Consider the following 21,630-nt stretch of genomic DNA (forward strand, 5'->3'; position numbering starts at 1 on the left):
TCAGATACAATTACAGGATAACAGCAACTATCAATTAACATCTGATATAAAAGAATTGACAACCAATCCTTTTGTAACTATTATAGTTACAACGGTGGTGATTATCCCATGAGACAAATCAGCAGTCGCTTTTCCATTGCGGTTCATACCCTGTCCCTGATCGCTGTTATGCCCAATGAATGCACCGGAGATATGATCGCGCAGAGTGTGAATACAAATCCCGTGATTATTCGGCGGATTATGTCCAAGCTGAAACAGGCTGGTCTAATTGACGTCAGACCCGGTGTGGGCGGTGCTTCCTTGTTGAAAGATCCAGCGAACATTACCCTTCTCGATGTATATCGAGCGCTAGAGGTCGTGGAGGATGGGGAATTGTTTAACTTTCACAAACATCCGAATCCGAAATGTCCGGTCGGCAACATGATTGAACACACCTTGCGTGCCGAACTCATTGAGGCTCAGACAGCCATGGAACAGCGCTTGAATCGTGTAACCATACAGCAGATGATGGATCAGATTCATGTCTCTGAATAAAAAGCTCATTATGAGCTTTTTTTGACCCTTTCGTTGTAATCACACCTGTTATAACATTTTTGATTACATCCATATGCAACCAACAACACATATCATAGGAGGAAAAGAAAATGAAAATTTTGGTTACTGGCGCAACAGGTCATTTGGGTTCACTGGTTGTAGAGGCATTGTTAAAAACAGATTCTGCCAAGGATGTGGCAGTAAGTGTACGTAATCCAGAGAAAGCGGAAGCACTCCGCACTCAAGGCGTTGACGTGCGTCACGGTGATTTCGATCAACCGGAGACGTTGGAGAAAGCTTTTGCCGGTGTAGACCGTCTGTTGCTCATCTCCACCGATGGTGACAATGAAACGCGAATTCGCCAACATCAGACTGCCGTGGACGCTGCCAAGAAAGCAGGCGTGGGTTTCATCGCTTATACAAGCGTTGTGAATGCAGAGAAAAATACCCTTTCCCTGGCGGAAGTTCACCGCGCTACAGAAAAAGCTATTCGTGAATCCGGCATTCCGTATTCCTTCCTGCGCAACAACTGGTACCTGGAAAATGAAGCAGGCAGTGTGCAAGCAGCTACGCAAGGTGCACCTTGGGTTCATGCCACCAACAACAGTCAAGTAGGCTGGGCTACCCGCAGTGACTACGCCCATGCTGCTGCAGCTGTACTCGCAGGCGAAGGACATGAGAATACTGTATATGAATTGTCCGGCAAACTACGCACACAAGCTGAACTGGCTGCCATTGTTGGTGAAGTGCTTGGACAAGAAATTAACGTGCAAAACGTGGACGATGCCGCTTACGCTGACATCATGAAAGGCGCAGGTCTACCGGACTTTGTCGTATCGATGCTTGTTGATATGCAAAGTGCCATCCGTGAAGGCGCATTGGCTGTAGAGAGTGATACTTTAGAGAAATTGCTTGGCCGTCCGGCTCTGCCACTTAGCGAAGGCATTAAAACAATTTTAGGCAAGTAAGTTTTGGATATGAGAAAGGGACACACCAACCAATGTTGGATGCGTCCCTTTTTTTGGTGTAGCTAACGATCAATACAACGATATACCCGTTGATTGCGACTGCTGCAATTCGAGATAGGTATTTATGCTTTCCACACAGTTCCTCACTCATTGGTTACTGTTCGCTGCTCACTGCTCAAGAATATAACGTGCGGGAATATGATCGGCCAGCCAGATATTTTCGTTTCCATGATAAAAGAGGATTCCATCTGTGGCCGCTTGAGCAGCATTGATTTTCAAAATGACAGGCTGATCATCCCGTCTTCGTCCCACTTGATTGGCCGTATCGATATCTGCGGACAAATGTACATATTGCCTTTGCCGCGGCTGTAAGCCATGTTCCATAATAGAATTCACTGCGCGTGCCGGGGTCCCATGGTACAGGGTTTCCGGTGGCTCAGCAGATATTTTCGATATCTTATGAGGTGTCGAATGTCCATACAATGCCCGAATGCGGCCAGAACGGGTTTCATGTCTCTTTTTCTCCGAGGCTTGAATCATCTGCTCCAGATCGGCTTGTGTGACTTCCTTCCACTGCGGATTTTCATGTAAAGCCACCAGCAATTGCGAGATTTCCACCCAACCCTCTTCGTCCAGTTCCAGCTCATACTCCCATGGTGCATGTCGCAGAGCGTATGAGAGTTCCTTGCTTAATTTCATCAGATCCAATGCAATCATCTCCCACATCTAATAAAACCGTCTAATTTTGCGATTTAACCGCGGTTAAAATCTCCTGAATGTTACGTTCCAATCCTTCAGCGTCTTCCTGATTGAATTGGCGGTGTCCATCAATCCCACGTTGGATAATCGTATTCATCACCGGATGAACCTCACGATCAGAAGCCACCCGAATCAGATCATCGGCAAAATCAACCGCCTGCTGCTCACTGTAATTAAACGGTTTAATCAGCATCCGAATGCTCAAGGCATGGGCCTGCGGCTCCGCTAGCTGATCCCGATGAGTGATGCCATACACCGCGCCAAAACCAAAAGCAGCCATTACCTGACGCTCCAGTTCTGTCGTCTGTTCCAATGGCGTACCAATCAGCTCACACATTTTGTCCACCATCTGCTCCAGCTCGTTTGCTGCCGCACCCAGAATTACGTCATTAATATCGTCAGCGTTGATAAATTCAGTCATATTGGTTTTCTCCATTTCTGCACCGTATTTGATCCATTCTCTCAGACTCTATGAGAACATTGTATCGGAGTTGGGGTGTTCGTTTCAAATTATCCTTAGGAAGAGGTACAATTCCGTATAACATAATAAATAATAAAAAAAACCAATCTCCTCTTTTACAAGTCGGCTTGGTTTAATTTATTGTACGAATATGCTTATCTAACATACCATTCTACAAAAGAGGTGTTATAATTCAAGCCGTCTCATGTTGCTTTTTCGACTCCACTTCATAGACCTGGGTATGTTCATTCTCGGCTAAAGACCATTCCACTGTACCTGGTTTGCGCACTTTCCATACCCAGGCTTGAACTCGCAGCGAGCTTCTGACCCAAGCTAAGGAAGCACAGCGTTTCTCAGAACGAACCGTCAACCCCCAATGAATAACACGAGCGAGCCAAGGATTCACGTACTCATTATGTGAGCGAACAGATGGTAATTCATCCTGGAACAACCGCTGTTTCACGTCCATAGGGGGTTGCCCGCATGTCCAATAATGGAGCAGAGCTGCCAAACTATAGATGTCCGACATCGGTCCCTGACTGGATTTCTCCGAATAGAACTCCAGCGGAGAATAACCTGCCGATGTAAATATCACCTGTTTTTCTCCGGATTGCATAGGCCAACGGGTAGCTGAGCCAAAGTCCAGAAGTTTGGGTGTACCATCTTCCATAACCATAATGTTGGAAGGTTTCACATCCCTGTGAAGAATGCCTTGCTTATGTATGTAATCCAATGTATCAACCAGTGGAAGCAGCGTCTCCGTTATGAAGGCAGCATCAAGAGCATGATTATGTTCATTCAAATACTCGGTCAATGTGATTCCCGTGCAGTATTCCATAACGAGATACCCCGTATCATTCGCTTCAAAATGATCCAAATACGAAACAATATGAGGATGGTCCAGTTTCGATAACAGTTCACCTTCGAGCAGAAATGCAGCCAGTAACTCCTGATATTGCCCACCATATCCTCGTGAAGAACAGAACACTCTCCGCTTGTCTGCCTGACGTTCAGCCAGTCTCTGTGGGAAGAATTCCTTAATGGCTACCTTGGCACCCGTGTTACGATCTCGCCCTGCATATACAATAGCCAACTCACTGCTGGCTAATACCTGTCTTACCTGATATGTATCATTTATAATTACATTGCGCTGCAATGCCATTTTGCAATTGTCTTTTCTCATAACAGACCTCTTTTCAACCTTGTCGATCGGAAGACTTTCCGCGTAAATGCATCATTTGGTTCAACCAGTCAGCAATTCATTGCCAACTATACATATAAACCAAATGATGCAATTTGAAACACCTTAACGCGAAATATTTAAATATTAATGAGTTCAAGCCTTCTACGATCTACTGCTAATCTCTATCCACACTATTCTATAGAAGAAAAGTATTCTCTTATATAGAGTATCGACAGATGGATGTAATTACTTTATTAAACTGGAGAAAAACATTTTTTATCCTTCATTTGCAGCTTTTATTAATAATTATTCTGTAAAAAATGCCCGATTTCCTCGTTCATCTGAACCAATACGTCCTGTGAAGGGAAATGTCCTGTATCATACTTGATGGCTTTTACATTCGTAATAATCTTTTGAGCTCGCTCAATACACTTATCTGCAGGGAAAAAGACATCCTTCTCCCCTACCAATAACAAGGTTGGTGACGTATAATTCACCAGTTCTTCCCGCTCCGTAAGCTTGGGCAGATCCTGATCTATGCTGACGTATTTAAAAAGTTTACCGATAATGTTTTTATCCATTTCTTTCATGCAGTTGCACGACATGTTGTCCGTAATTTTTTGCAAGGAAGATGGTGAAGACGTCATCCGATACTTGACGAGCGGCAACGTGATATCCTGAGCTGTTTTAATTTTGGAATTGACCGCAAGACCCGCAGGAGCAACCAATACGGCACACGAGATGCGTTCCGGAATATAGGTAGCCAGTCTGAGGATAATGCCTCCTCCAAACGATGGACCGATAAATGCACTTTTTTCAATATCATAGTGATCTAACAGATCGGATACCCATAATGCCAAACTATCAAACCGTGTGGAGATACTCGCTTCCTCACTATAACCAGGATGACCAATCGTATCAGGAGCAATAATCCGGTATTCTTTAAATAAAGAAGAGAACCATGACAATGTCATCGGGTTCACACAATTACCGCCCTGGAGAATAAATAACGGCTTGCCATCTAAAGGACCGGTTAGTAGAACATGCGTCTTTCCAAAACGTGTCTCTACGTACTCCCGAGTAAATTCCTCACCCAACTCGTTCAAATAAATCTCATACTCTTCAAGAATGCTGCTCTTGCCTTCTTCACTTCTATAAATGGAACCCATGTCTGCCTCCTGCAATATATACTCAAATACCCCATTCTATTGAATGGACTTGCTAATCGATGGACCAAAAAGATAAAGAGGGCCTGCAGATGACAGGCTCCTCCATATGTTTAACTAATCATATTCAGATGATTATAGAGCGGAAACTGGAAATTGTAAATAACGATTCTAATAGACCAGAAATAAAGGGCTCATCTAAAAAAAATATACTTATTTTCGGCCGTAATCCGCCTTGATTTCGCCCCACTGCTTGGTCTGCCATTTTAGCACTTTATTGCTGTACGTATTCGTCTGGAGCCACTGCTCCGCACGATCAATCATCAGCCAGATTTCTTCCGTGGAGTTGTCTCTTGGTAACGTTGTAGCTACTTTTTTCTGCTTTAGCCATTTCATGGCATTGACCGAGTCCGTATACACCGTTTTGCTGCTGCCTTCTTTTTTCAGATGTGCGAGGGCATGTACAATGGCCAGGAATTCGCCCAGATTGTTCGTGCCTTTGGAGATCGGTCCAACGGAGAAAATAATCTCACCAGTGCGGGTGTCTACCCCTTTGTATTCTACAGGTCCGGGGTTACCACGTGTGCCCACATCAACAGAGATGCTGTCATAATCCACTTCCTCCGACGTTTCCATGCCTGCGCTTCTACCGCTACCAGCCGACTTTGTCTTCGACGCTCCGCCTGCACTTGAACCCCAGTTCCCTTTCCATCCAGCACGATACGCTTCTTCTGCGGCTGCTTTGGACTCATAGGATTTATATTTTGCTCCAGTATAATGATCCGTCTGCGCTTTGCAATCCGCCCATGTGTTATACACACCCGGCTTCTTGCCTTCCCAGACAACATAGTATTTCTGTTTTGCCACTGTGACCCGCTCCTTTGTTCACTTCATCAATACCCTATTGTAAACGATCCGGTGGGGGGAATGAAAGCTATCGATTTAGCCATCTGCATAATTCCTCCAACTCCAGAACAGCCTAAGAAGCAAAGCGCATACTGTAATAGAAAGGAATATACGTATGGACTGGATATGGAAATCTGTTTTACTTGTACTTATCGGCATGATTCTGCTGCGAATTGCAGGACGCAAGTCGATCTCGCAGATGAGTGTTGCCACAACGGTCATCATGATCTCCATCGGAACAACGATAGTGCAGCCTATTGCGAATCATGAGCTTGGTAAAGCAATTGGATCGGCGGCGGTATTTATCGCGACATTGCTTGTGGTGGAACAACTGCAATTGAAATTTAATATTTTTGAACGGTTAGTGAGTGGCAGTTCAAAAATCGTGGTAGAAAACGGAAAGGTCATTATCCCTAATCTGAAACGCATGCGTTATACGATAGATCAGCTCGAGATGCATATGCGGCAAAACGGAATTACAAGTGTAGATGATCTGGAGACGGCAACCGTGGAGTCCAATGGTCAACTCGGTTATGTCCTGAAACGACATGCTCGTCCCGTGACGATTGGAGATCTGGAGGAGATCCTGCGAAGTTATGCGATTACAGGTAGTAGTCCAGCAACGGGAGAACACCCCCAACAAAACAACAGTAGCAAGTCTTCAACGCCTAGCGATAACTCCACAGATATTTTCCAAGAAGTCAGCAAAGGTGCTCATGCTCAGCCCGTCGACCCGAAGCTTCAATAGTTGATCCCTACCCCCACCTAAAAACAAAAGACCGGCCCTGTGAGCACTCAACAACATCGCTCCAACAGGCACGGTCTATTTTCACTTTAGATTGATACTTCCAAGGCTCACATAAAACCCAGGGATTTGGTACCCAATTTTGCCGTCCGAATCAACGTGTACTCAGGTACGCAATGCCCAGGCCACCCGTAACCGGATTCTTATAGATTTCACAATCGACATCAAATACCTCACCAATCATCTCGCGAGTCAGAATATCAGCCGGTTTGCCATGGACCACAATCTGGCCCTTTTTCACCACATAGAGATAATCGCAATATTCTGCGGCGAGTTCAAGATCATGCAGCGCTGCCAATATGCCAATGCCGAGTCCACGGACAAGATTTAGAATCTGAAGTTGGTATTTGATGTCCAAATGGTTCGTCGGCTCGTCCAGAATCAGGAATTGGGGTTGCTGTGCCAAGACACGCGCCAATACGACACGCTGTTTCTCTCCACCAGACAGAGACACGTAATTACGGTCTGCATGTCCAGTCAGATGTACTTTTTCCAAAGCCTGCTCGACGATTTCATGGTCACGTTCATTATCCGTCTCCAGCATTTTTTTGTGCGGGGTACGCCCCATCATTACCATCTCGCGCACCGTAAAATCAAAACTCAATTCATTAAACTGGCCAACAACACCCATGTGTCTGGAAACAAGCTTTGGACTGGATTTGAGAATATCGGTATTGTCCAGAAAAACCTTGCCTTGCTGAGGTTTGATCACTTTATAAATGCTCTTGAGCAGCGTTGACTTGCCACAACCATTGGGTCCGATCAGTCCAACGAACTGTTTACCGTTCACCTGTAATGAAATATCCTTGATGATGTCCGTGTTCAGCACAGAGATGGATACATTTTCTACGTTCAGCTTCATGTTTAATTTCCTCCAAAACCGTAGCCTTTTTTGACCAGCATATACATAAACATTGGTGCACCAATCATGGCCGTAATAATACCGATTGGCAACTCCACGCTGGATATGAGGGATCGTGCAATAACATCCGTCCAGATGAGGAAAATGGCTCCAAACAGCACGGATACAGGCATCACCTTACGATGGTCGGAACCCACCAGACCTCTGACGATATGCGGAATAATGAGTCCGACAAAACCAATCATGCCACAGCTCGCCACCATAACACCTGTCACCAAAGCGGTTAACAGCATGTACACCCTGCGGTACACACTCAGATTAATGCCCAGTGTAACGGCCGCTTCATCCCCCAATAACATCGTATTGAGAACTCTGGACTGTAAAAGGAAGAATAGAATCGCCACCAGTACAACAATCCCTACGAGTGGAAGCTTGTTCCATCCGGAAGCCGCCAGGCTGCCCATAGTCCAGAATGTCACCGTTTTGATGCCTTCAGCATTGTTGGCAAAATAAATGATAAAGTTCGAAAAAGCGCTGCATAACGCGTTAATCACCATTCCGGCAAGCACTAGCTTGACCGACGTCATTTTCCCCCGAATCCCTGCCAAAGTCAGGACCAGTAAGGACGCACCCATCGCACCGGCAAAGGCCCAGAAAGCCACCCCCGTCTGACCTAGCCATCCAATCGCACCGAATCCAATGAGAATGGCAAAGGTTGCTCCAAGTGAAGCGCCTGAGGATATACCCAGTATGTAAGGATCAGCGAGCGGATTCTGCACAGCAGCCTGCATAACAGCACCGCACAAGGCCAAACCTGCACCGATAAACATCGCCATCAGCACACGCGGGAAACGAATCTGCCAAATGATATCGGTAAAGGAACCTGCCTCAATGGGTGTTGTCCCCCACTGAAATCCCGTTAATTTGTATAAAAGAATACGATATGACTCCGCCAGTGGAATTTGTACCTGTCCAATGGAAACTGCAATACCTACGGATATAAGCGTAATCATGATTAAAGCTGCAATCAGTAAAGCAAACCCGGATTTACTATGAATCAGAGACTCTCTTTTTCCCATACGCTGCGTCTGAACCTGAACAGTCTGTACCATCTCTTCCCCCATCAATTCATGTAAAATGTAGAACATATTAAATTTAGCTATTTACAAAGCATTTTCTCGGATTATAATTGAGAATGATTATCTTTGTCAATTCAAAACACATAGAAAAGGGGTTCATCATTGAATGAAATTCACATCCAGAACCATTGGCTTCGCTGCTCTAAGTCTCCTGTTACTGCTGCTTGCAGCCTGTTCGAATGCTTCAACTTCTTCCCCTGCCGAAGAAACAACTTCAACAACTAACACGACAGAAACTTCAGCTTCTGCTGAGAATACAAATAAAACGACGTACCCGCTCACCATTGAGAATTTCACAATTTCGGGTGAGGGCGGCGAGTGGAAACCCAAAGTGCAAGTATTCGATAAAGCACCTGAACGTGTTGTTGCGAATACCCAATCTGCGGCTGAGATGCTCATCAAATTGGGTCTGACCGATAAAATGGTCGGTGTTGCTGCTCTATATGGTTCGGTTACACCAGATGTGGCTGATGATTTCGCCAAAATTCCGGTACTATCCAAGGATTATGTAGGTAAAGAGCTGGTTGTAGGCGCAAGCCCGGATCTGGTACTCGGACGGGGCGACCTGTTCGCTGATGCAGACTGGGGCGTGGGTACCGTCGATGGATTGAATGACATGAATATCCGCACGTTCCTGCAAACGACGAATCACAAAGGCTCACTTGATAGCCTGTATAGTGATATTGCACAACTTGGGCAGATCTTTGACGTTCAAGATAATGCCGCAACATTCACGGAAAGTCTGAAGACTCGTGTTGAAGCCATTAAGGCAAGTGTAGCCGATCAGCCTGAGCATACTTTTGCCTACATCGTACCTGCTACGGAAGACACCATAACGGTAAGCAGCATGCAGAAAGATACATATCAGCTTGATGCACTTGGCCTGCTGAAGTTGAAAAATACGTTTGATGGTGTGCAAGGTGAGGTTAGTGTTGAGCAATTGATCACAGCGAACCCGGACTATCTTCTCTTGTCTGCGTATGCCGGTTCACCGGATATCGACAAGCTGATTCAAAATCTGTATGCCAATCCTGCCCTGCAAAGTATGAATGCAATCAAGAACAAACAGATCTATGTCACAGATTTCAGCCAGTTCTGGGGTTATGGATATCAGATTCTGGATGGTATTGAGAAAATGGGACAGGAAATGAAAGCTAATCCAATCAAGTAGTAACTGGAGCAAAGGAGCAGGAGAAGAAACTCTCACTGCTCCTTTACTATACTGCGCATGCAATAATTCCTTGATCAATGCTTGACATTAGTTTGATAACAAACTATATTACACATATGAAAACAAGAGACGCTATTTCACTCATATCCAAAATTAAAGAGAAGGTCAACCGCTTCATCCTGGCCGAGATGGCTGAGCAGGGAATCCAGGATCTCGCCACGTCCCATGGGGATATTATCTATGCCCTGTACAATAATCATAGGATGACCATGGCTGAAATCGCCAAAAAAATTGGCAAGGATAAATCCACGGTGACTGCACTTGTGGACAAATTGGTGCGGACAGGATACGTCGTTAAGGAGCGTGATGCAACAGATTCACGAGTTGTTCATGTGGCGTTGACTACAAAAGGAGAAGAATTAAAGCCTGTCTTTGAAGAGCTATCGCAGCGCATGCTGGACGCGTTCTATGCGGACGTTACGGAAGCGGAGAAAAAAGAACTGCTTCGAATTTTAATGAAAATTCATGGCAACTTTTAATTTTTTTTGGAGAAATAGTTTGATATCAAACAAATATCTTGGAGGAGGTTTTTAGTATGACAGATTACACAAAATTATTACCGATTCATGAGGTCAAGAAGATCGGAGAACATGATTTACACTTGGAAATATTCAAAGGACCCCCGATTTATGATGCCGAAACAGTGACCAAGAAGCCCCCACTGCTGTTTCTTCACGGTGCCTATACAGGCAGCTGGATGTGGGGCAAATACATCCCCCACTTTGTCCAGCAGGGTTGGACCTGTTATGTCATGAACTTGAGAAGTCATTACATGAGTCGGGTCATGGACATGACAAAGATTACGTTTGACGATTATTTGGAGGATATTCGTGAAGTGTTAGCCGGGATCAACGAACCTCCCGTTCTTATTGGCTTCAGCATGGGTGGGATTCTCAGTCAAAAGATTGCCGAAACCGTTACTCTCGCAGGCCTGGTTGTAATTGATGCCAGTATAAGCAAAGAGGTCCACGACGCCGTGCCTTATCCTGAAACAGATCGAGCCACCGTATCGGACATCATCATGCCTGCACCTGTCCGTGATGAACTGACCAGTATAGATGAGACGGCAGAAGACATTGCTTTTCAGCGAAAATATCTGCAAACGGAATCTGCGAAGGCATTTGCTACCTTTTCAGCCCTGTGTGGAGCCGATGGAATATCCATTAATGGCGACCTAATCCATTGTCCCAGCTTGGTGATCAAGGCTGTTTCCTGTGAAGACGAAGATCAGAGAGGCCAATTAACTGCCAAGCAGCTGGGCGCTACATATGCCGGACTTTGGGATACAACCCATACGGGTTTACTGGTAGGCCAACGGTACTTGGAACCTGTCAAACTCATTCTTGAATGGTTGAACAGACAGCACCCTTTTGAATTAACGGAAAAACTCACAAAATAAAATAAATACCATGTTAAGACCTCCTTCTTACCTTTAATCCTGTATGCAAAAGTTTGTTTTTTTTAGATAAGCTTATATGCATAGTTCTGGATAGGATTAAACAATAAGAAAAGAGGTTTTAATTCATGGCCATTAACACATCCCTCCCCAAGCAAAGGGAGCTGCCTTCCATATCTTCAGAACGCCTTCCGTGGGCGGGACTACTTGCTTTAGCCATGGCTGGCTTCATTTGCATCCTCACTGAAAGCCTGCCTGCGGGACTGCTGCCGCAAATTGCAAAAGACTTGGGGGTCACCGAATCCCTCACTGGACAGTTGGTGACTCTTTATGCCATTGGATCACTTGTTGCTGCCATTCCCTTGACTGCTGCTACACGTGGATGGAGACGCCGACCTCTTCTGCTGGTATGCATCGGTGGCTTTCTTGTCTTTAACACCGTTACAGCCTTATCCTCAGATTATATCCTGACACTTGCTGCTCGTTTTATGGCCGGGGTCTCTGCGGGTGTGTTATGGGGAATGACAGCAGGTTATGCTCGTCGGATGGTCCCGGATTCGTTAAAAGGCAAGGCCATGGCGGTGGCTATGGTCGGCACACCGGTGGCGTTAGCCCTTGGTGTCCCAATTGGCAGTTTTCTCAGTTCTTATATCGGCTGGCGCCTCATCTTCGGGATTGTATCTCTTCTGACCGCAGCTTTAATCGTATGGGTTCTCTGGAAAATGCCGGATTTTGCAGGAGAACCGGCTGGGGAACGTCTTCCACTGCATAAGGTGTTTTTAATTCCCGGAGTTAGGCCCATTCTGTTTGTTGTTCTGGCCTGGATGCTGGCCCATAATATCCTTTACACCTATATTTCCCCATACCTTGCCCAGACCGTATTTGCAAACAGAGTAGACTTGATTTTGCTCATTTTCGGTATCACTTCCATTATGGGAATCTGGTTAACCGGAATGCTCATTGACCGATTTTTGAGAAGATTAGTGATCATCAGTCTGGCAGCATTCGCTCTCGCGTCTGTCGTGATGGGAGTCGGTACTGATCAACCTGTGATGATTATCCTTGGCATCATGATTTGGGGACTTACGTTTGGCGGGGCCGCGACACTGTTACAGACTGCCATCGCTCAAGCTGGAGGCAAAAGCACAGATGTCGCCCAATCGATGCTGGTTACAGCATGGAATCTGGCGATTGGCGGAGGAGGCATCATCGGGGGCATCCTTCTTGAAGTATTTGGAGCAGGATACCTTTCTGGGGCGCTGTTTATCTTGCTCATTCCTGCGTTGCTTGTAGCTATGCGTGCTTATAAATATGGATTTACCAGAGCAAATTAACAGGAAGGCATTTTGCATTGGTTACACGCAGGAGGAAATAGGAGTTCACTTGATGTGGACTCCTCTTCTGTTTTTCATTTTAAAGACCAGAATCTTATTCTGCCTGTGCCAACAGATTTGGTCCTTCCACGAGATTCTTATGTGCAATTGGAGAAGACATGGTGATTAAAGTCATGTAAGTACCGTACGGATCACACTTGTTCTCAAACTCCTCGAGTCCCTGAATGGTGTCTGTGAGGATTTTCAGCAAGTAATTGTACTCCCCGCTTATCCGATAACATTCCACAACTTCAGGTGACGCACGACAGAAATCCAGGAAGGGATAACAATCCCGCGTACGAAAGAGAACATATGCTGTGCTCTGCTTGCCCAATTTGGATGGGGAGATTACGGTTCGATATTCCTCGATAACCCCCTTTTCTTCCATTCGTTTGACTCGCTCAGTAACAGCTGGTTGAGATAATCCTACTAATTTGCCTAGTTCGGTCATGGATAATCTCGCCTGATTCTCCAAGTGATACAGAATATGCTGATCTATTTCGTCCATTTGATCCACTCCTTTAAATACATAAGATATATTCAGAAATTACCTTAAGTATATTCGCCAATTCATTATAATGCCTTTAACAAACTATGTAATACAAGATCAATCATTTATATAATAAACACAGTTAACACGAGAAATCAAATACCTCAGTTGGTGAGAGGAAGATAAACATGGGAAAAGAAGACATGACGACATTGCATAATTATGTGGATGAAGCCATTGACCGCGCTCTAAGCGAAAAAAGAATCGTAGGAACAGTTGTACAGGTTGCATTAGGAGGGGAACTGGTATATAGCCGGGCTGCTGGTTTCGCAGACAGGGAGAAAAAACGCACCATGTCGGAAAACGCTCTGTTTCGACTTGCTTCCGTAACCAAACCTATTGTCTCGACAGCAGCTCTGGCATTAATCTCACAAGGAAAGCTGAGTCTGCATGATCCGGTGACCCGCTGGCTTCCTGCATTCAGGCCCAAACTTGCTAATGGTCAGGATGCTTTAATAACAGTACATCAGTTGATGACGCACACCGCAGGCTTGACATACCGTTTCTTCCAAGAAGATCAGGGAACCTATGAGCTTGCAGGAGTATCGGACGGAATGGATTGGTCTGAAATGAGTCTGGAGGAGAATCTGCAGAGGCTGGCTTCTGCTCCTCTTTTGTATGAGCCAGGCAACATGTGGAGATATTCCATTGCGACAGATGTACTTGGTGCCGTTATCGAAAAGGTAACTGGGATGTCACTACGAGAAGCTGTCCAAACGCTGGTTACTCATCCACTCCACATGACCGACACTGACTTTGTTGCGGTGGATTCGGAACGATTGACAGCCGCATATGTTAATGGTTCTGAAGAACCGTGTCTTCTTCATAAGGAGTTGGAGCTGATTCCTTTTATTGAGGGTACTGCTGGCTTCCGACTGTCACCCAATCGTGCGAACCATACTTCTGCTTACTTTTCGGGCGGAGCGGGTATGGTTGGAAGTACCGGAGATTTTCTTACTTTACTTGAAGCATTGCGACAAGGGGGACAGCCTCTCCTTACAGAAGCCGTTGCGGCTGAGATGTCTACCAATCAAATCGGTGATCTCGTGATGCCATACTGGCCAGGCAGAGGGTTTGGCCTTGGTTTTACCGTACTTAAAGATCCTGTCGCAGCTGGTACACCGGAATCAGCGGGTACGTGGCGAATGGGTGGAACTTACGGCCATTCCTGGTTTGTTGATCCAAAAGAAGAACTTAGTGTTGCAGCATTCACCAACACGGCACTTGAAGGGATGTCGGGCCAGTATACAACCGATATCTGTGATGCCATCTACGCAGGCATTCGTGAAAGCAAAGGGGCTGCAAGAATTTAAATACGAATAACCGCCCAATATCATTGGGCGGCTTTATTTGGCGACAATGGTAAGACCTACTATCTGTTACTGCTCAAATTTCTCTTTTTGAGAAGGTAGATCCCGGCAACCAGGATAAACCACACCGGCGTGACAAACAGTGCCACACGCGTATCCTCGGCCAATGCCAATACCACCAGCACAAACGCCAGAAACGCCAGGATCAAGTAGTTCGAGAACGGATATAGTGGCAGTTTGAAGCGGCTACGACTCGCCAGTTCCGGCTGAGTACGACGATATCTGAGATGACAGATCACCATGATACCCCAGACAAAGATGAAACACACGGTCGACACGCTCGTGATCAGCGTAAATACGCCTTCTGGCATGATATAGTTCAGAACAATCGCGATCAAAATAACAATCGTGGAGAAAAACAGCGCGTTGGAAGGAACCTTCCTGTTATTCAGACGTGCAAATGACTCGGGTGCGTTGTGATCCTTTGCCATGGAGAACACCATACGGCTTGTACTGAAAATGGCACTGTTACAAGCCGATGCTGCGGAAGTCAGTACCACGAAGTTCACAATTCCGGCAGCAGCCGCAATTCCCACAGCAGCAAACACCTGTACAAATGGACTTTCAGTCGGCACAATGGCGTTCCACGGGTAGATACTCATAATAATCAGCAGTGCGCCAACATAGAAGAGCAGTACCCGGATCGGGATCTGGTTAATTGCTCTCGGAATAACCTTCTCCGGGTTCTCCGTTTCCCCTGCTGTGAGTCCCACCAGTTCCATGCCTACAAAGGCGAACACTACCATCTGGAACGATATGATGAACCCATGCAGTCCATTCGGGAACCATCCCCCATGACTCCACAGATTGGTGAAGCTCGCTGGACCCTGATCCGTTGCAAAACCTTTGAAGATCATATATAAACCTACAACAATAAGTGCCAGAATGGCCACGACTTTAATCAGGGCAAACCAGAATTCCATCTCCCCAAACAACTTGACCGTTGCCAAGTTCATGATTAGCAAAATGACTAACGCAATTAACCCTGGCATCCACTGAGGTACATTCGGAAACCAAAACTGCGTATATAAACCAACTGCCGTAATATCAGCCATGGCAATGGAAATCCAACAGAACCAGTAGGTCCAGCCTGTAATAAATGCCGCCATATTTCCCAAGTAATCGCGCACAAAATCGACAAAGGAATGATACTGCAAGTTGCTTAACAGCAGCTCCCCCAATGCACGCATGATCAGGAACAACACAACACCCGTAATGATGTAGGCCAGCAAGATGGATGGCCCTGTCAGCTGGATCGTTTTGCCTGCTCCGAGGAACAGACCTGTACCGATCGCACCTCCGATCGCCATCAACTGCACATGTCGGTTCTTTAATCCCCTTGTTAACGTTTCTTGCTGCATGATCAACCACCACTCTCTTTCTGCAAATGCTCTCTACGATGAAAAATAATATTACTCATCATATAATAATCTGCTCAGAATACATATCCCTCATTTATATATTTTTTTGCACAGCAAATAGGCCACCTTTGTAAGAGGTGACCTATTGATACGCTCGTATGTCCCTGGCTTTTATAATCTTGAGTTGCATCCGATCCATATTATCATCAGCCTATGTACATTCCTTTGTTATTCCCATGCCATGTCATGCTGATTATACATATCTATAGAAGTATACTAAAATATAAGCCAAGCATAGAGTGGCAACAACTAAAAAGGTAATTGCTAACGAACGTTCATTTTTCCAAATTCGAATAGCATTAGCAACATTAATTATGAATAATGCAAGCAAGTTAATGGTACCCGAGTTTGATTGGAACGAGTTGAACACAATCATCATAAATCCTACAATCCAGATCAACAAAAACCACAGTGGAGTTTTCTGAAAAAGCTGCTTCATTATGATTTACTCCTTATATATTAAATTGGTCAGTGTAAAAGATATTCTTCAACGGGAATGGAAATTCCTTTATTTAGGTCATAATCCCAAATAATTAATACTATTCAGACCCAATTTTAAGTATCTTCACAGTAAAAAGGGCTCCCGATAAAGGCGCCCTCTGGTCTAACTAAAAACTACTTTTGCTTATAAAACTCATGATACAGCTTCATTAACGCTCGTTTTTCAATCCGTGATACATATGAACGTGAGATGCCCAGTTCCTTCGCAATTTCGCGTTGAGTTCGTTCCTCCCCGCCTGCTTCCAGGCCAAATCGACCGATTACAACTTCCTTCTCCCGGTCATCCAGGATGTCTAGATTGCGATAAATTTTGCTTTTTTCAATCTTGAGCTGCACTTTATCTACAACGTCGTCGGCTTCTGTTCCGAGGATATCGATTAGCGTAATTTCGTTGCCTTCTTTGTCCGTACCAATGGGGTCGTGCAGGGATACGTCTTTGCGTGTTTTCTTCAGGGAACGCAGATGCATAAGTATCTCGTTTTCAATACATCTCGCCGCAAATGTGGCAAGCTTTGTACCTTTGCCTTGTTGAAAACTTTCGATCGCCTTGATCAAACCAATGGTTCCGATGGAAATCAGATCTTCCTGATCTTCACCCGTATTGTCGAACTTCTTGACGATATGCGCGACGAGGCGCAGATTGTGTTCAATGAGCAGATTGCGAGAGTGAGCATTGCCTTCAGCCATAAGGCGCAAATGTTTGGCTTCATCATCCTCAGCCAGTGGCTGGGGGAACGCATTATTTTTGACATACGAGACAAGTAACGTTAACTCTTTAATGAATAGAGCAATTGCGGTAAACAATCCGGGCACAGATGACACCTCCTGCAGTTTTACAACGATCTGGCCTGAGCACGTGTGGGAACAGGGTCGATCTATTGTATGTAGGCAGAGGCCCAGAAGTGCACGTACACTTGAAAAAGGGGATGATCTTGCGAAGATTTCACAGACTCACAGAAACAATGGAACCCACCCGCTGAAGCAGGAGAAATTCTTTTTCCACACTTTCGATAAAATACTTCTTTTCACCAAATAGGACAACATCATTCTGAGCTAATGAAACATCGCTTTTAAAATAGATCACATTGTCCGTTTCACGGAACGCACCTTTATAATAAAACATCAGATCCCTCTCCTTCATAACACTACCTATGTAATAAATTAAACCATTACTTACACTTTCATTAACCCCCTCCCCAAAATTAAAAATACCCATGTGCTCCTTTTAGATGACTCGATTCATAACAAAAACCCCAGTTCTATAAGAAACAGAACTGAGGCTGCGGCTCATCCAATATGAATTCCGGTTATTCACTTGAAAATGCGTTGAGAGAATTGATACAAGCCGCTGTTCCAGACAGATGGTTCGTGTCCACCTACATCCAGATAAAAGGTATGCGGAATGTTCATGCTGCTCAAGCCGTTTTTGAAGTTCTGGCTGACCCATAACAGACCATCACTTGATCCACAGGAGATCCACAACAATTTGAGTTGGCTAGCGACTTGTCCCGGGTTGGAAACCAGCTGCGATACAGATTGCGTATTCGGTGCAGCCGAGAATGCCCCTACCCAGGCGAAGGTATTCAGATTTTTCAATCCGAAGTTAAGCGACTGCCCACCACCCATGGACAGACCGGCCAACGCACGACTATTGCGGTCTTTGTACACCGGATAATTGGCCTCGATATGAGGAATCAGATCCTTGAGCAGGTCTTGCTCAAACCGTTCAAACGCAGCCACTTTGTCCGGAGCAAAAATGTCACCGACTGGACGATCGTCCTTCATGGCACGGCCATTCGGCATGACAACGATCATCTGGGACAACTTACCTTCGGAATACAGGTTGTCCAGAATGTTCTTTGGTTTCATTGCATTGACCCACTCATACTCATCCCCGCCGATGCCGTGCAGGAGATACAGGACGTTATACTTTTTATTCGGAGAATATCCTGGCGGTGTATACACCGTCGCTTTCCGTGTATTGCCTACCGTTGTGGAGTAATAGGATATCAGATTGGTATTTCCGTGCGGAATATTGTTTCGATAGCCATCATAACCCGGTGGTGCCGGCACCACCGGAGTGTTAGCCAGCGCATTTTGCCCGGTATTATCCATGGTGCCGGTCGCTCCCTGATCTACAACCGCCTGATTGGGGGTTGGAGCTGCAGTTTCCTGCATATCGGCTGCAGACGCCATCGTTGGTACAAGGAGTGCTGCTGTGATGGAGAGACTAAGAATTTTGGACAGACGTTTTTTCATTAATATCAATCTCCTTTGGAATATGATTTTAAACCGTGTACGAACCTCATAACAGGTCTTTCAGATACACACAAACCCCAATTGAAAGCCCTTACATTTTAAAGCGAAGTTCCTCCTTTCCACGCATGAATACGGACCGCTATCCTTGACCTTTCCCAATACGGAAGTAAACATCCGCGATCCATAATTTACAATCAATTCCAATTACATCTTTATTATATCACCTCACAAGGCCTGTACATCATCAAAAAACTTAAATAACTATATCTTATAGTTTGAAAAGTATACTTCTTCACACCACCAGACCGTCTATTCACTCCCCTACTCCGGATCTCATCATGATATAAAAAAGCCTCAACTCTCCGTGTTCAACGGAAGAATTGAGGCGAACCGATTCCATATTCAGCTTGCCGACGCTGCCTCTGCAACCTGGGCAACCTCTGGCACATGATGTTTACGCTCCATGAACAGACTGAAGAGCAGTCCTAGCAAGCCTAATCCGGCAATAACTGCGGCATACAAAGGTACGGATATAAGACCCGTGTGGGTAATTGCATACCCACCCAGATAGGCACCACCTGCATTCCCCAGGTTAAACGCGGAGTGACTTGATGTTGTCGCCAGCAGCGGCGCTTCACGGGTCATATTCATGATGCGAATCTGCAATCCTGGCATAATCCCAAAGGCCGCAACACCCCAGAAGAATATCGTGATCACCGCGAGATAAGGATTCTCTAGGGTAAGCGTTAGTGCAGCCAGAAGAACAGCCAGGATTCCAAAGTTGACGATCAACGAAGGCATCAGCTTCCAATCCGCGAGACGACCGCCAACCATGTTGCCCAACGTAACACCGAACCCGAACAGCACCAGAATCCAGGTCACATTTTGCTCGGCAAAACCGCTAATGTCCACAAGCATCGGCGTGATATACGTGAATACGGCAAACAGGCTTCCACAGCCCATCGCGCCAACAAGCAGAACCAATAATACTTGGGGACGAACCAGATTCCGGAATTGCTGTCCGAGATTCGCTGGTGCTCCATGCGGGAGGACGGGGATGAAACGAATGATACCAATCAACGAAATGATGCCCAAGATCGTAATCGCCCCGAAAGATGACCGCCATCCGAGCTGTTGCCCAATAAACGTACCAAACGGAACGCCAATAATGTTGGCAATCGTTAGCCCCGCGAGAACAACCGATACCGCTCCTGCCCTTCTCTCGGGCGCAACAAGCCGCGTAGCCATGATTGAACCTACACCAAGGAACGTACCATGAGCAAATGCCGTTAATATCCGTGCCGAGATTAACAACCCGTATGTCGGAGCAATGACAGACAATGCGTTCCCGATAATGAAAATGCACATGAGCAATACCAGCAGTTTCTTCTGCGGAATCTTGTGTGTAAATACGGTCAAAATCGGCGCACCTACCGCTACACCAAGCGCATATCCCGTGATGAGTTGTCCTGCCTGCGGAATGCTTACATTCAAGTCTGTTGCCACATTGGGCAGCAGGCCCATAATGATAAATTCAGTCATACCAATCGCAAAAGCTCCAATCGTCAGACATAACAGGGACAATGGAAATGCCCCTCGTTTACCAGACTGCGAAGCCTCTAATTCTGTTTTGTGTCCAGTCGTGCTCATAGATGTTCTCTTCTCCTGTCTCTTAATCAACGATTTTCTGTCGCCTTCAACCACAAGGCATCTGTTAGTTGTTTGAACGTTTCACGCATGGCCAGCTTGTCCCGCCAGTGTGCCGGAATACCACTCAGTCCATAATAAGCACCTGCGATCTGCCCATACACAGCACCTGTAGTGTCCGCATCATCACCCAGATTAACAGCTAACAACGCGCCTTCTTCAAAGCTTGACGACTTATGGAACGCCCATAGTGCTGCCTCAAGTGAACGAACCACATAACCACTGCCCTTAATTTCCGGCGGTTCTTTGCTCTGATAGGAACCCATAACAACCTCTTCAATAGCGGGCGAAAAAGCAGGGTCTTCCCTCCACTGTCTGCATGTCTCCGGCATCTGCATGACGTTTTTGTCCGCTCCGCGCAGACCAGCAACAATTATGGCGGCTAGCACTTCACATGCTTCCACACTTTCCGTTGCAGCATGTGTTGTCCGGGAGCTCAACCCGGCATAGTGGACCGCCTCGTTTGGTTGATTGGCGTAAGCCATCGCGACAGGAGCAAGCCTCATAATAGAGCCATTGCCCGCCGTCATCGGGTCAGTTGATCCGCTGTAGGCTTCCCCGGTTATCTCAAATCTCTCCAAGGCACTTCGCGTGGCCCCGCCGATATCGAAGCAGTCGCCTGTACTGCTCATATATCCGACCCTGTACCAATTCGTATATCTGCGCATCTGATCCGCAGGATCGAAGTTTTCATTACGTACCAGACTTTCTGCCAGACATAGTGCCATGGACGTATCATCTGTCCACTGCCCTGCCTCCAGCCCGAATACGCCACCACCCACGATATCCGTTACAGGTTCAAATGTGCCCGGGTTGCTGAATTCCACGGTAGTTCCGAGTGCATCACCCGCTGCAAGCCCGATGAAGCAGCCATTGAAACGGTCCTTTTGCAACATGCTTGTCTTCCTCCCTTACTCCATATACTTTCAGAATCTTTCTTCCATTCTCCCACAGGGCCTGATCTGGCGTAAAGCTAATAAAATCCAATAAATTAATCTCCATTTCTTCTATTATAAAAGTGTCGAAAGCTGTAGAACGGC

General features: G+C 45.9%; 22 protein-coding genes. 8 read left to right on the plus strand and 14 right to left on the minus strand.

Going from position 1 to position 21,630, the window contains the following annotated elements; genetic code table 11:
• The first annotated feature begins 108 nt into the window (after positions 1-108).
• Together J2X75_RS13615 and J2X75_RS13620 are read left to right on the plus strand one after the other, a co-directional pair.
• Positions 109-534, plus strand: a complete 426-nt coding sequence (locus tag J2X75_RS13615; RefSeq protein WP_221821910.1) for an Rrf2 family transcriptional regulator — start codon at positions 109-111, stop codon at positions 532-534.
• A 110-nt stretch (positions 535-644) separates the two neighbouring features.
• A complete protein-coding gene (locus J2X75_RS13620; RefSeq protein WP_310337183.1) occupies positions 645-1,502 on the plus strand; it encodes an SDR family oxidoreductase in 858 nt (285 codons plus the stop codon).
• Between the two features lie 168 nt (positions 1,503-1,670).
• On the opposite strand, the gene J2X75_RS13625 is transcribed toward J2X75_RS13620, so the two are convergent.
• The 5 genes from J2X75_RS13625 to rnhA form a co-directional block, all read right to left on the minus strand.
• Positions 1,671-2,210: an RNA 2'-phosphotransferase gene (locus tag J2X75_RS13625; RefSeq protein WP_310337184.1), complete on the minus strand. Its 540-nt coding sequence runs from the start codon at positions 2,208-2,210 to the stop codon at positions 1,671-1,673.
• Positions 2,211-2,241: 31 nt separating this feature from the next.
• Positions 2,242-2,682 carry an Imm48 family immunity protein gene (gene imm48, locus J2X75_RS13630; protein ID WP_310337186.1) on the minus strand — a complete coding sequence of 147 codons (441 nt, stop codon included), beginning with the start codon at positions 2,680-2,682 and terminating at the stop codon, positions 2,242-2,244.
• A 232-nt stretch (positions 2,683-2,914) separates the two neighbouring features.
• Positions 2,915-3,904, minus strand: coding sequence for a serine/threonine protein kinase (locus tag J2X75_RS13635; RefSeq protein ID WP_310337188.1), 990 nt, complete (start codon positions 3,902-3,904; stop codon positions 2,915-2,917).
• 299 nt (positions 3,905-4,203) lie between these two features.
• Positions 4,204-5,073: an alpha/beta fold hydrolase gene (locus J2X75_RS13640; RefSeq protein ID WP_310337189.1), complete on the minus strand. Its 870-nt coding sequence runs from the start codon at positions 5,071-5,073 to the stop codon at positions 4,204-4,206.
• Positions 5,074-5,283: 210 nt separating this feature from the next.
• The gene (gene rnhA / locus J2X75_RS13645; protein ID WP_105599793.1) at positions 5,284-5,937 is read right to left on the minus strand and encodes a ribonuclease H; all 654 of its coding nucleotides are present in this window, start codon (positions 5,935-5,937) and stop codon (positions 5,284-5,286) included.
• 154 nt (positions 5,938-6,091) lie between these two features.
• On the opposite strand from rnhA, the gene J2X75_RS13650 reads away from it, so the two are divergent.
• Complete coding sequence (locus tag J2X75_RS13650) at positions 6,092-6,724, plus strand: DUF421 domain-containing protein (protein WP_310337193.1); 633 nt, start codon at positions 6,092-6,094, stop codon at positions 6,722-6,724.
• Positions 6,725-6,875: 151 nt separating this feature from the next.
• On the opposite strand, the gene J2X75_RS13655 is transcribed toward J2X75_RS13650, so the two are convergent.
• On the minus strand, positions 6,876-7,643 hold the full coding sequence (locus J2X75_RS13655; protein ID WP_310337194.1) for an ABC transporter ATP-binding protein: 768 nt from the start codon (positions 7,641-7,643) through the stop codon (positions 6,876-6,878).
• A 2-nt stretch (positions 7,644-7,645) separates the two neighbouring features.
• Complete coding sequence (locus J2X75_RS13660) at positions 7,646-8,722, minus strand: FecCD family ABC transporter permease (protein ID WP_211081028.1); 1,077 nt, start codon at positions 8,720-8,722, stop codon at positions 7,646-7,648.
• Positions 8,723-8,888: 166 nt separating this feature from the next.
• Between J2X75_RS13660 and J2X75_RS13665 the strand changes: the two genes are divergently transcribed.
• The 4 genes from J2X75_RS13665 to J2X75_RS13680 all read left to right on the plus strand — a co-directional run bounded on the left by J2X75_RS13665 (position 8,889) and on the right by J2X75_RS13680 (position 12,743).
• Positions 8,889-9,953, plus strand: coding sequence for an ABC transporter substrate-binding protein (locus J2X75_RS13665; protein ID WP_310337195.1), 1,065 nt, complete (start codon positions 8,889-8,891; stop codon positions 9,951-9,953).
• A gap of 116 nt (positions 9,954-10,069) precedes the next feature.
• Positions 10,070-10,492, plus strand: a complete 423-nt coding sequence (locus J2X75_RS13670; RefSeq protein ID WP_310337197.1) for a MarR family winged helix-turn-helix transcriptional regulator — start codon at positions 10,070-10,072, stop codon at positions 10,490-10,492.
• A 56-nt stretch (positions 10,493-10,548) separates the two neighbouring features.
• Positions 10,549-11,412 (plus strand): alpha/beta fold hydrolase, encoded by an 864-nt coding sequence (locus tag J2X75_RS13675; protein ID WP_310337198.1) that lies wholly within the window; start codon positions 10,549-10,551, stop codon positions 11,410-11,412.
• 125 nt (positions 11,413-11,537) lie between these two features.
• The gene (locus tag J2X75_RS13680; protein ID WP_310337199.1) at positions 11,538-12,743 is read left to right on the plus strand and encodes an MFS transporter; all 1,206 of its coding nucleotides are present in this window, start codon (positions 11,538-11,540) and stop codon (positions 12,741-12,743) included.
• Between the two features lie 94 nt (positions 12,744-12,837).
• Here J2X75_RS13680 and J2X75_RS13685 read toward each other — a convergent pair whose 3' ends face one another.
• Complete coding sequence (locus J2X75_RS13685; RefSeq protein WP_310337200.1) at positions 12,838-13,290, minus strand: Lrp/AsnC family transcriptional regulator; 453 nt, start codon at positions 13,288-13,290, stop codon at positions 12,838-12,840.
• Positions 13,291-13,460: 170 nt separating this feature from the next.
• On the opposite strand from J2X75_RS13685, the gene J2X75_RS13690 reads away from it, so the two are divergent.
• Complete coding sequence (locus J2X75_RS13690) at positions 13,461-14,645, plus strand: serine hydrolase domain-containing protein (protein ID WP_310337201.1); 1,185 nt, start codon at positions 13,461-13,463, stop codon at positions 14,643-14,645.
• A gap of 59 nt (positions 14,646-14,704) precedes the next feature.
• Here J2X75_RS13690 and J2X75_RS13695 read toward each other — a convergent pair whose 3' ends face one another.
• The 6 genes from J2X75_RS13695 to J2X75_RS13720 all read right to left on the minus strand — a co-directional run bounded on the left by J2X75_RS13695 (position 14,705) and on the right by J2X75_RS13720 (position 21,486).
• Positions 14,705-16,063, minus strand: coding sequence for an amino acid permease (locus J2X75_RS13695; protein ID WP_310337203.1), 1,359 nt, complete (start codon positions 16,061-16,063; stop codon positions 14,705-14,707).
• Between the two features lie 675 nt (positions 16,064-16,738).
• Positions 16,739-17,437 (minus strand): RNA polymerase sporulation sigma factor SigK, encoded by a 699-nt coding sequence (gene sigK / locus J2X75_RS13700; protein WP_062329827.1) that lies wholly within the window; start codon positions 17,435-17,437, stop codon positions 16,739-16,741.
• Positions 17,438-17,567: 130 nt separating this feature from the next.
• Positions 17,568-17,747, minus strand: a complete 180-nt coding sequence (locus J2X75_RS13705; protein WP_036615241.1) for a hypothetical protein — start codon at positions 17,745-17,747, stop codon at positions 17,568-17,570.
• A 188-nt stretch (positions 17,748-17,935) separates the two neighbouring features.
• A complete protein-coding gene (locus J2X75_RS13710; RefSeq protein ID WP_310337205.1) occupies positions 17,936-18,883 on the minus strand; it encodes an alpha/beta hydrolase in 948 nt (315 codons plus the stop codon).
• 402 nt (positions 18,884-19,285) lie between these two features.
• On the minus strand, positions 19,286-20,533 hold the full coding sequence (locus J2X75_RS13715) for an MFS transporter (RefSeq protein WP_310337206.1): 1,248 nt from the start codon (positions 20,531-20,533) through the stop codon (positions 19,286-19,288).
• Between the two features lie 26 nt (positions 20,534-20,559).
• A complete protein-coding gene (locus J2X75_RS13720) occupies positions 20,560-21,486 on the minus strand; it encodes an ADP-ribosylglycohydrolase family protein (RefSeq protein WP_310337208.1) in 927 nt (308 codons plus the stop codon).
• Positions 21,487-21,630: the final 144 nt, after the last annotated feature.

The organism is Paenibacillus sp. 2003 (genome assembly GCF_031455635.1).
Taxonomy (GTDB): Bacteria; Bacillota; Bacilli; order Paenibacillales; family Paenibacillaceae; genus Paenibacillus; species Paenibacillus amylolyticus_B.

Bases quoted from the DNA above. Each gene is read 5' to 3' on its own strand.
- J2X75_RS13710 (WP_310337205.1), bottom strand. From the start codon at position 18,883: ATGAAAAAACGTCTGTCCAAAATTCTTAGTCTCTCCATCACAGCAGCA.
- J2X75_RS13705 (WP_036615241.1), bottom strand. From the start codon at position 17,747: ATGTTTTATTATAAAGGTGCGTTCCGTGAAACGGACAATGTGATCTAT.
- J2X75_RS13690 (WP_310337201.1), top strand. From the start codon at position 13,461: ATGGGAAAAGAAGACATGACGACATTGCATAATTATGTGGATGAAGCC.
- J2X75_RS13695 (WP_310337203.1), bottom strand. From the start codon at position 16,063: ATGCAGCAAGAAACGTTAACAAGGGGATTAAAGAACCGACATGTGCAG.
- J2X75_RS13670 (WP_310337197.1), top strand. From the start codon at position 10,070: ATGAAAACAAGAGACGCTATTTCACTCATATCCAAAATTAAAGAGAAG.
- J2X75_RS13655 (WP_310337194.1), bottom strand. From the start codon at position 7,643: ATGAAGCTGAACGTAGAAAATGTATCCATCTCTGTGCTGAACACGGAC.
- J2X75_RS13675 (WP_310337198.1), top strand. From the start codon at position 10,549: ATGACAGATTACACAAAATTATTACCGATTCATGAGGTCAAGAAGATC.
- imm48 (WP_310337186.1), bottom strand. From the start codon at position 2,682: ATGACTGAATTTATCAACGCTGACGATATTAATGACGTAATTCTGGGT.
- J2X75_RS13650 (WP_310337193.1), top strand. From the start codon at position 6,092: ATGGACTGGATATGGAAATCTGTTTTACTTGTACTTATCGGCATGATT.
- J2X75_RS13715 (WP_310337206.1), bottom strand. From the start codon at position 20,533: ATGAGCACGACTGGACACAAAACAGAATTAGAGGCTTCGCAGTCTGGT.
- J2X75_RS13615 (WP_221821910.1), top strand. From the start codon at position 109: ATGAGACAAATCAGCAGTCGCTTTTCCATTGCGGTTCATACCCTGTCC.
- J2X75_RS13640 (WP_310337189.1), bottom strand. From the start codon at position 5,073: ATGGGTTCCATTTATAGAAGTGAAGAAGGCAAGAGCAGCATTCTTGAA.
- J2X75_RS13685 (WP_310337200.1), bottom strand. From the start codon at position 13,290: ATGGACGAAATAGATCAGCATATTCTGTATCACTTGGAGAATCAGGCG.
- J2X75_RS13720 (WP_310337208.1), bottom strand. From the start codon at position 21,486: ATGTTGCAAAAGGACCGTTTCAATGGCTGCTTCATCGGGCTTGCAGCG.
- J2X75_RS13620 (WP_310337183.1), top strand. From the start codon at position 645: ATGAAAATTTTGGTTACTGGCGCAACAGGTCATTTGGGTTCACTGGTT.
- J2X75_RS13635 (WP_310337188.1), bottom strand. From the start codon at position 3,904: ATGAGAAAAGACAATTGCAAAATGGCATTGCAGCGCAATGTAATTATA.
- J2X75_RS13660 (WP_211081028.1), bottom strand. From the start codon at position 8,722: ATGGGAAAAAGAGAGTCTCTGATTCATAGTAAATCCGGGTTTGCTTTA.
- J2X75_RS13665 (WP_310337195.1), top strand. From the start codon at position 8,889: ATGAAATTCACATCCAGAACCATTGGCTTCGCTGCTCTAAGTCTCCTG.
- J2X75_RS13680 (WP_310337199.1), top strand. From the start codon at position 11,538: ATGGCCATTAACACATCCCTCCCCAAGCAAAGGGAGCTGCCTTCCATA.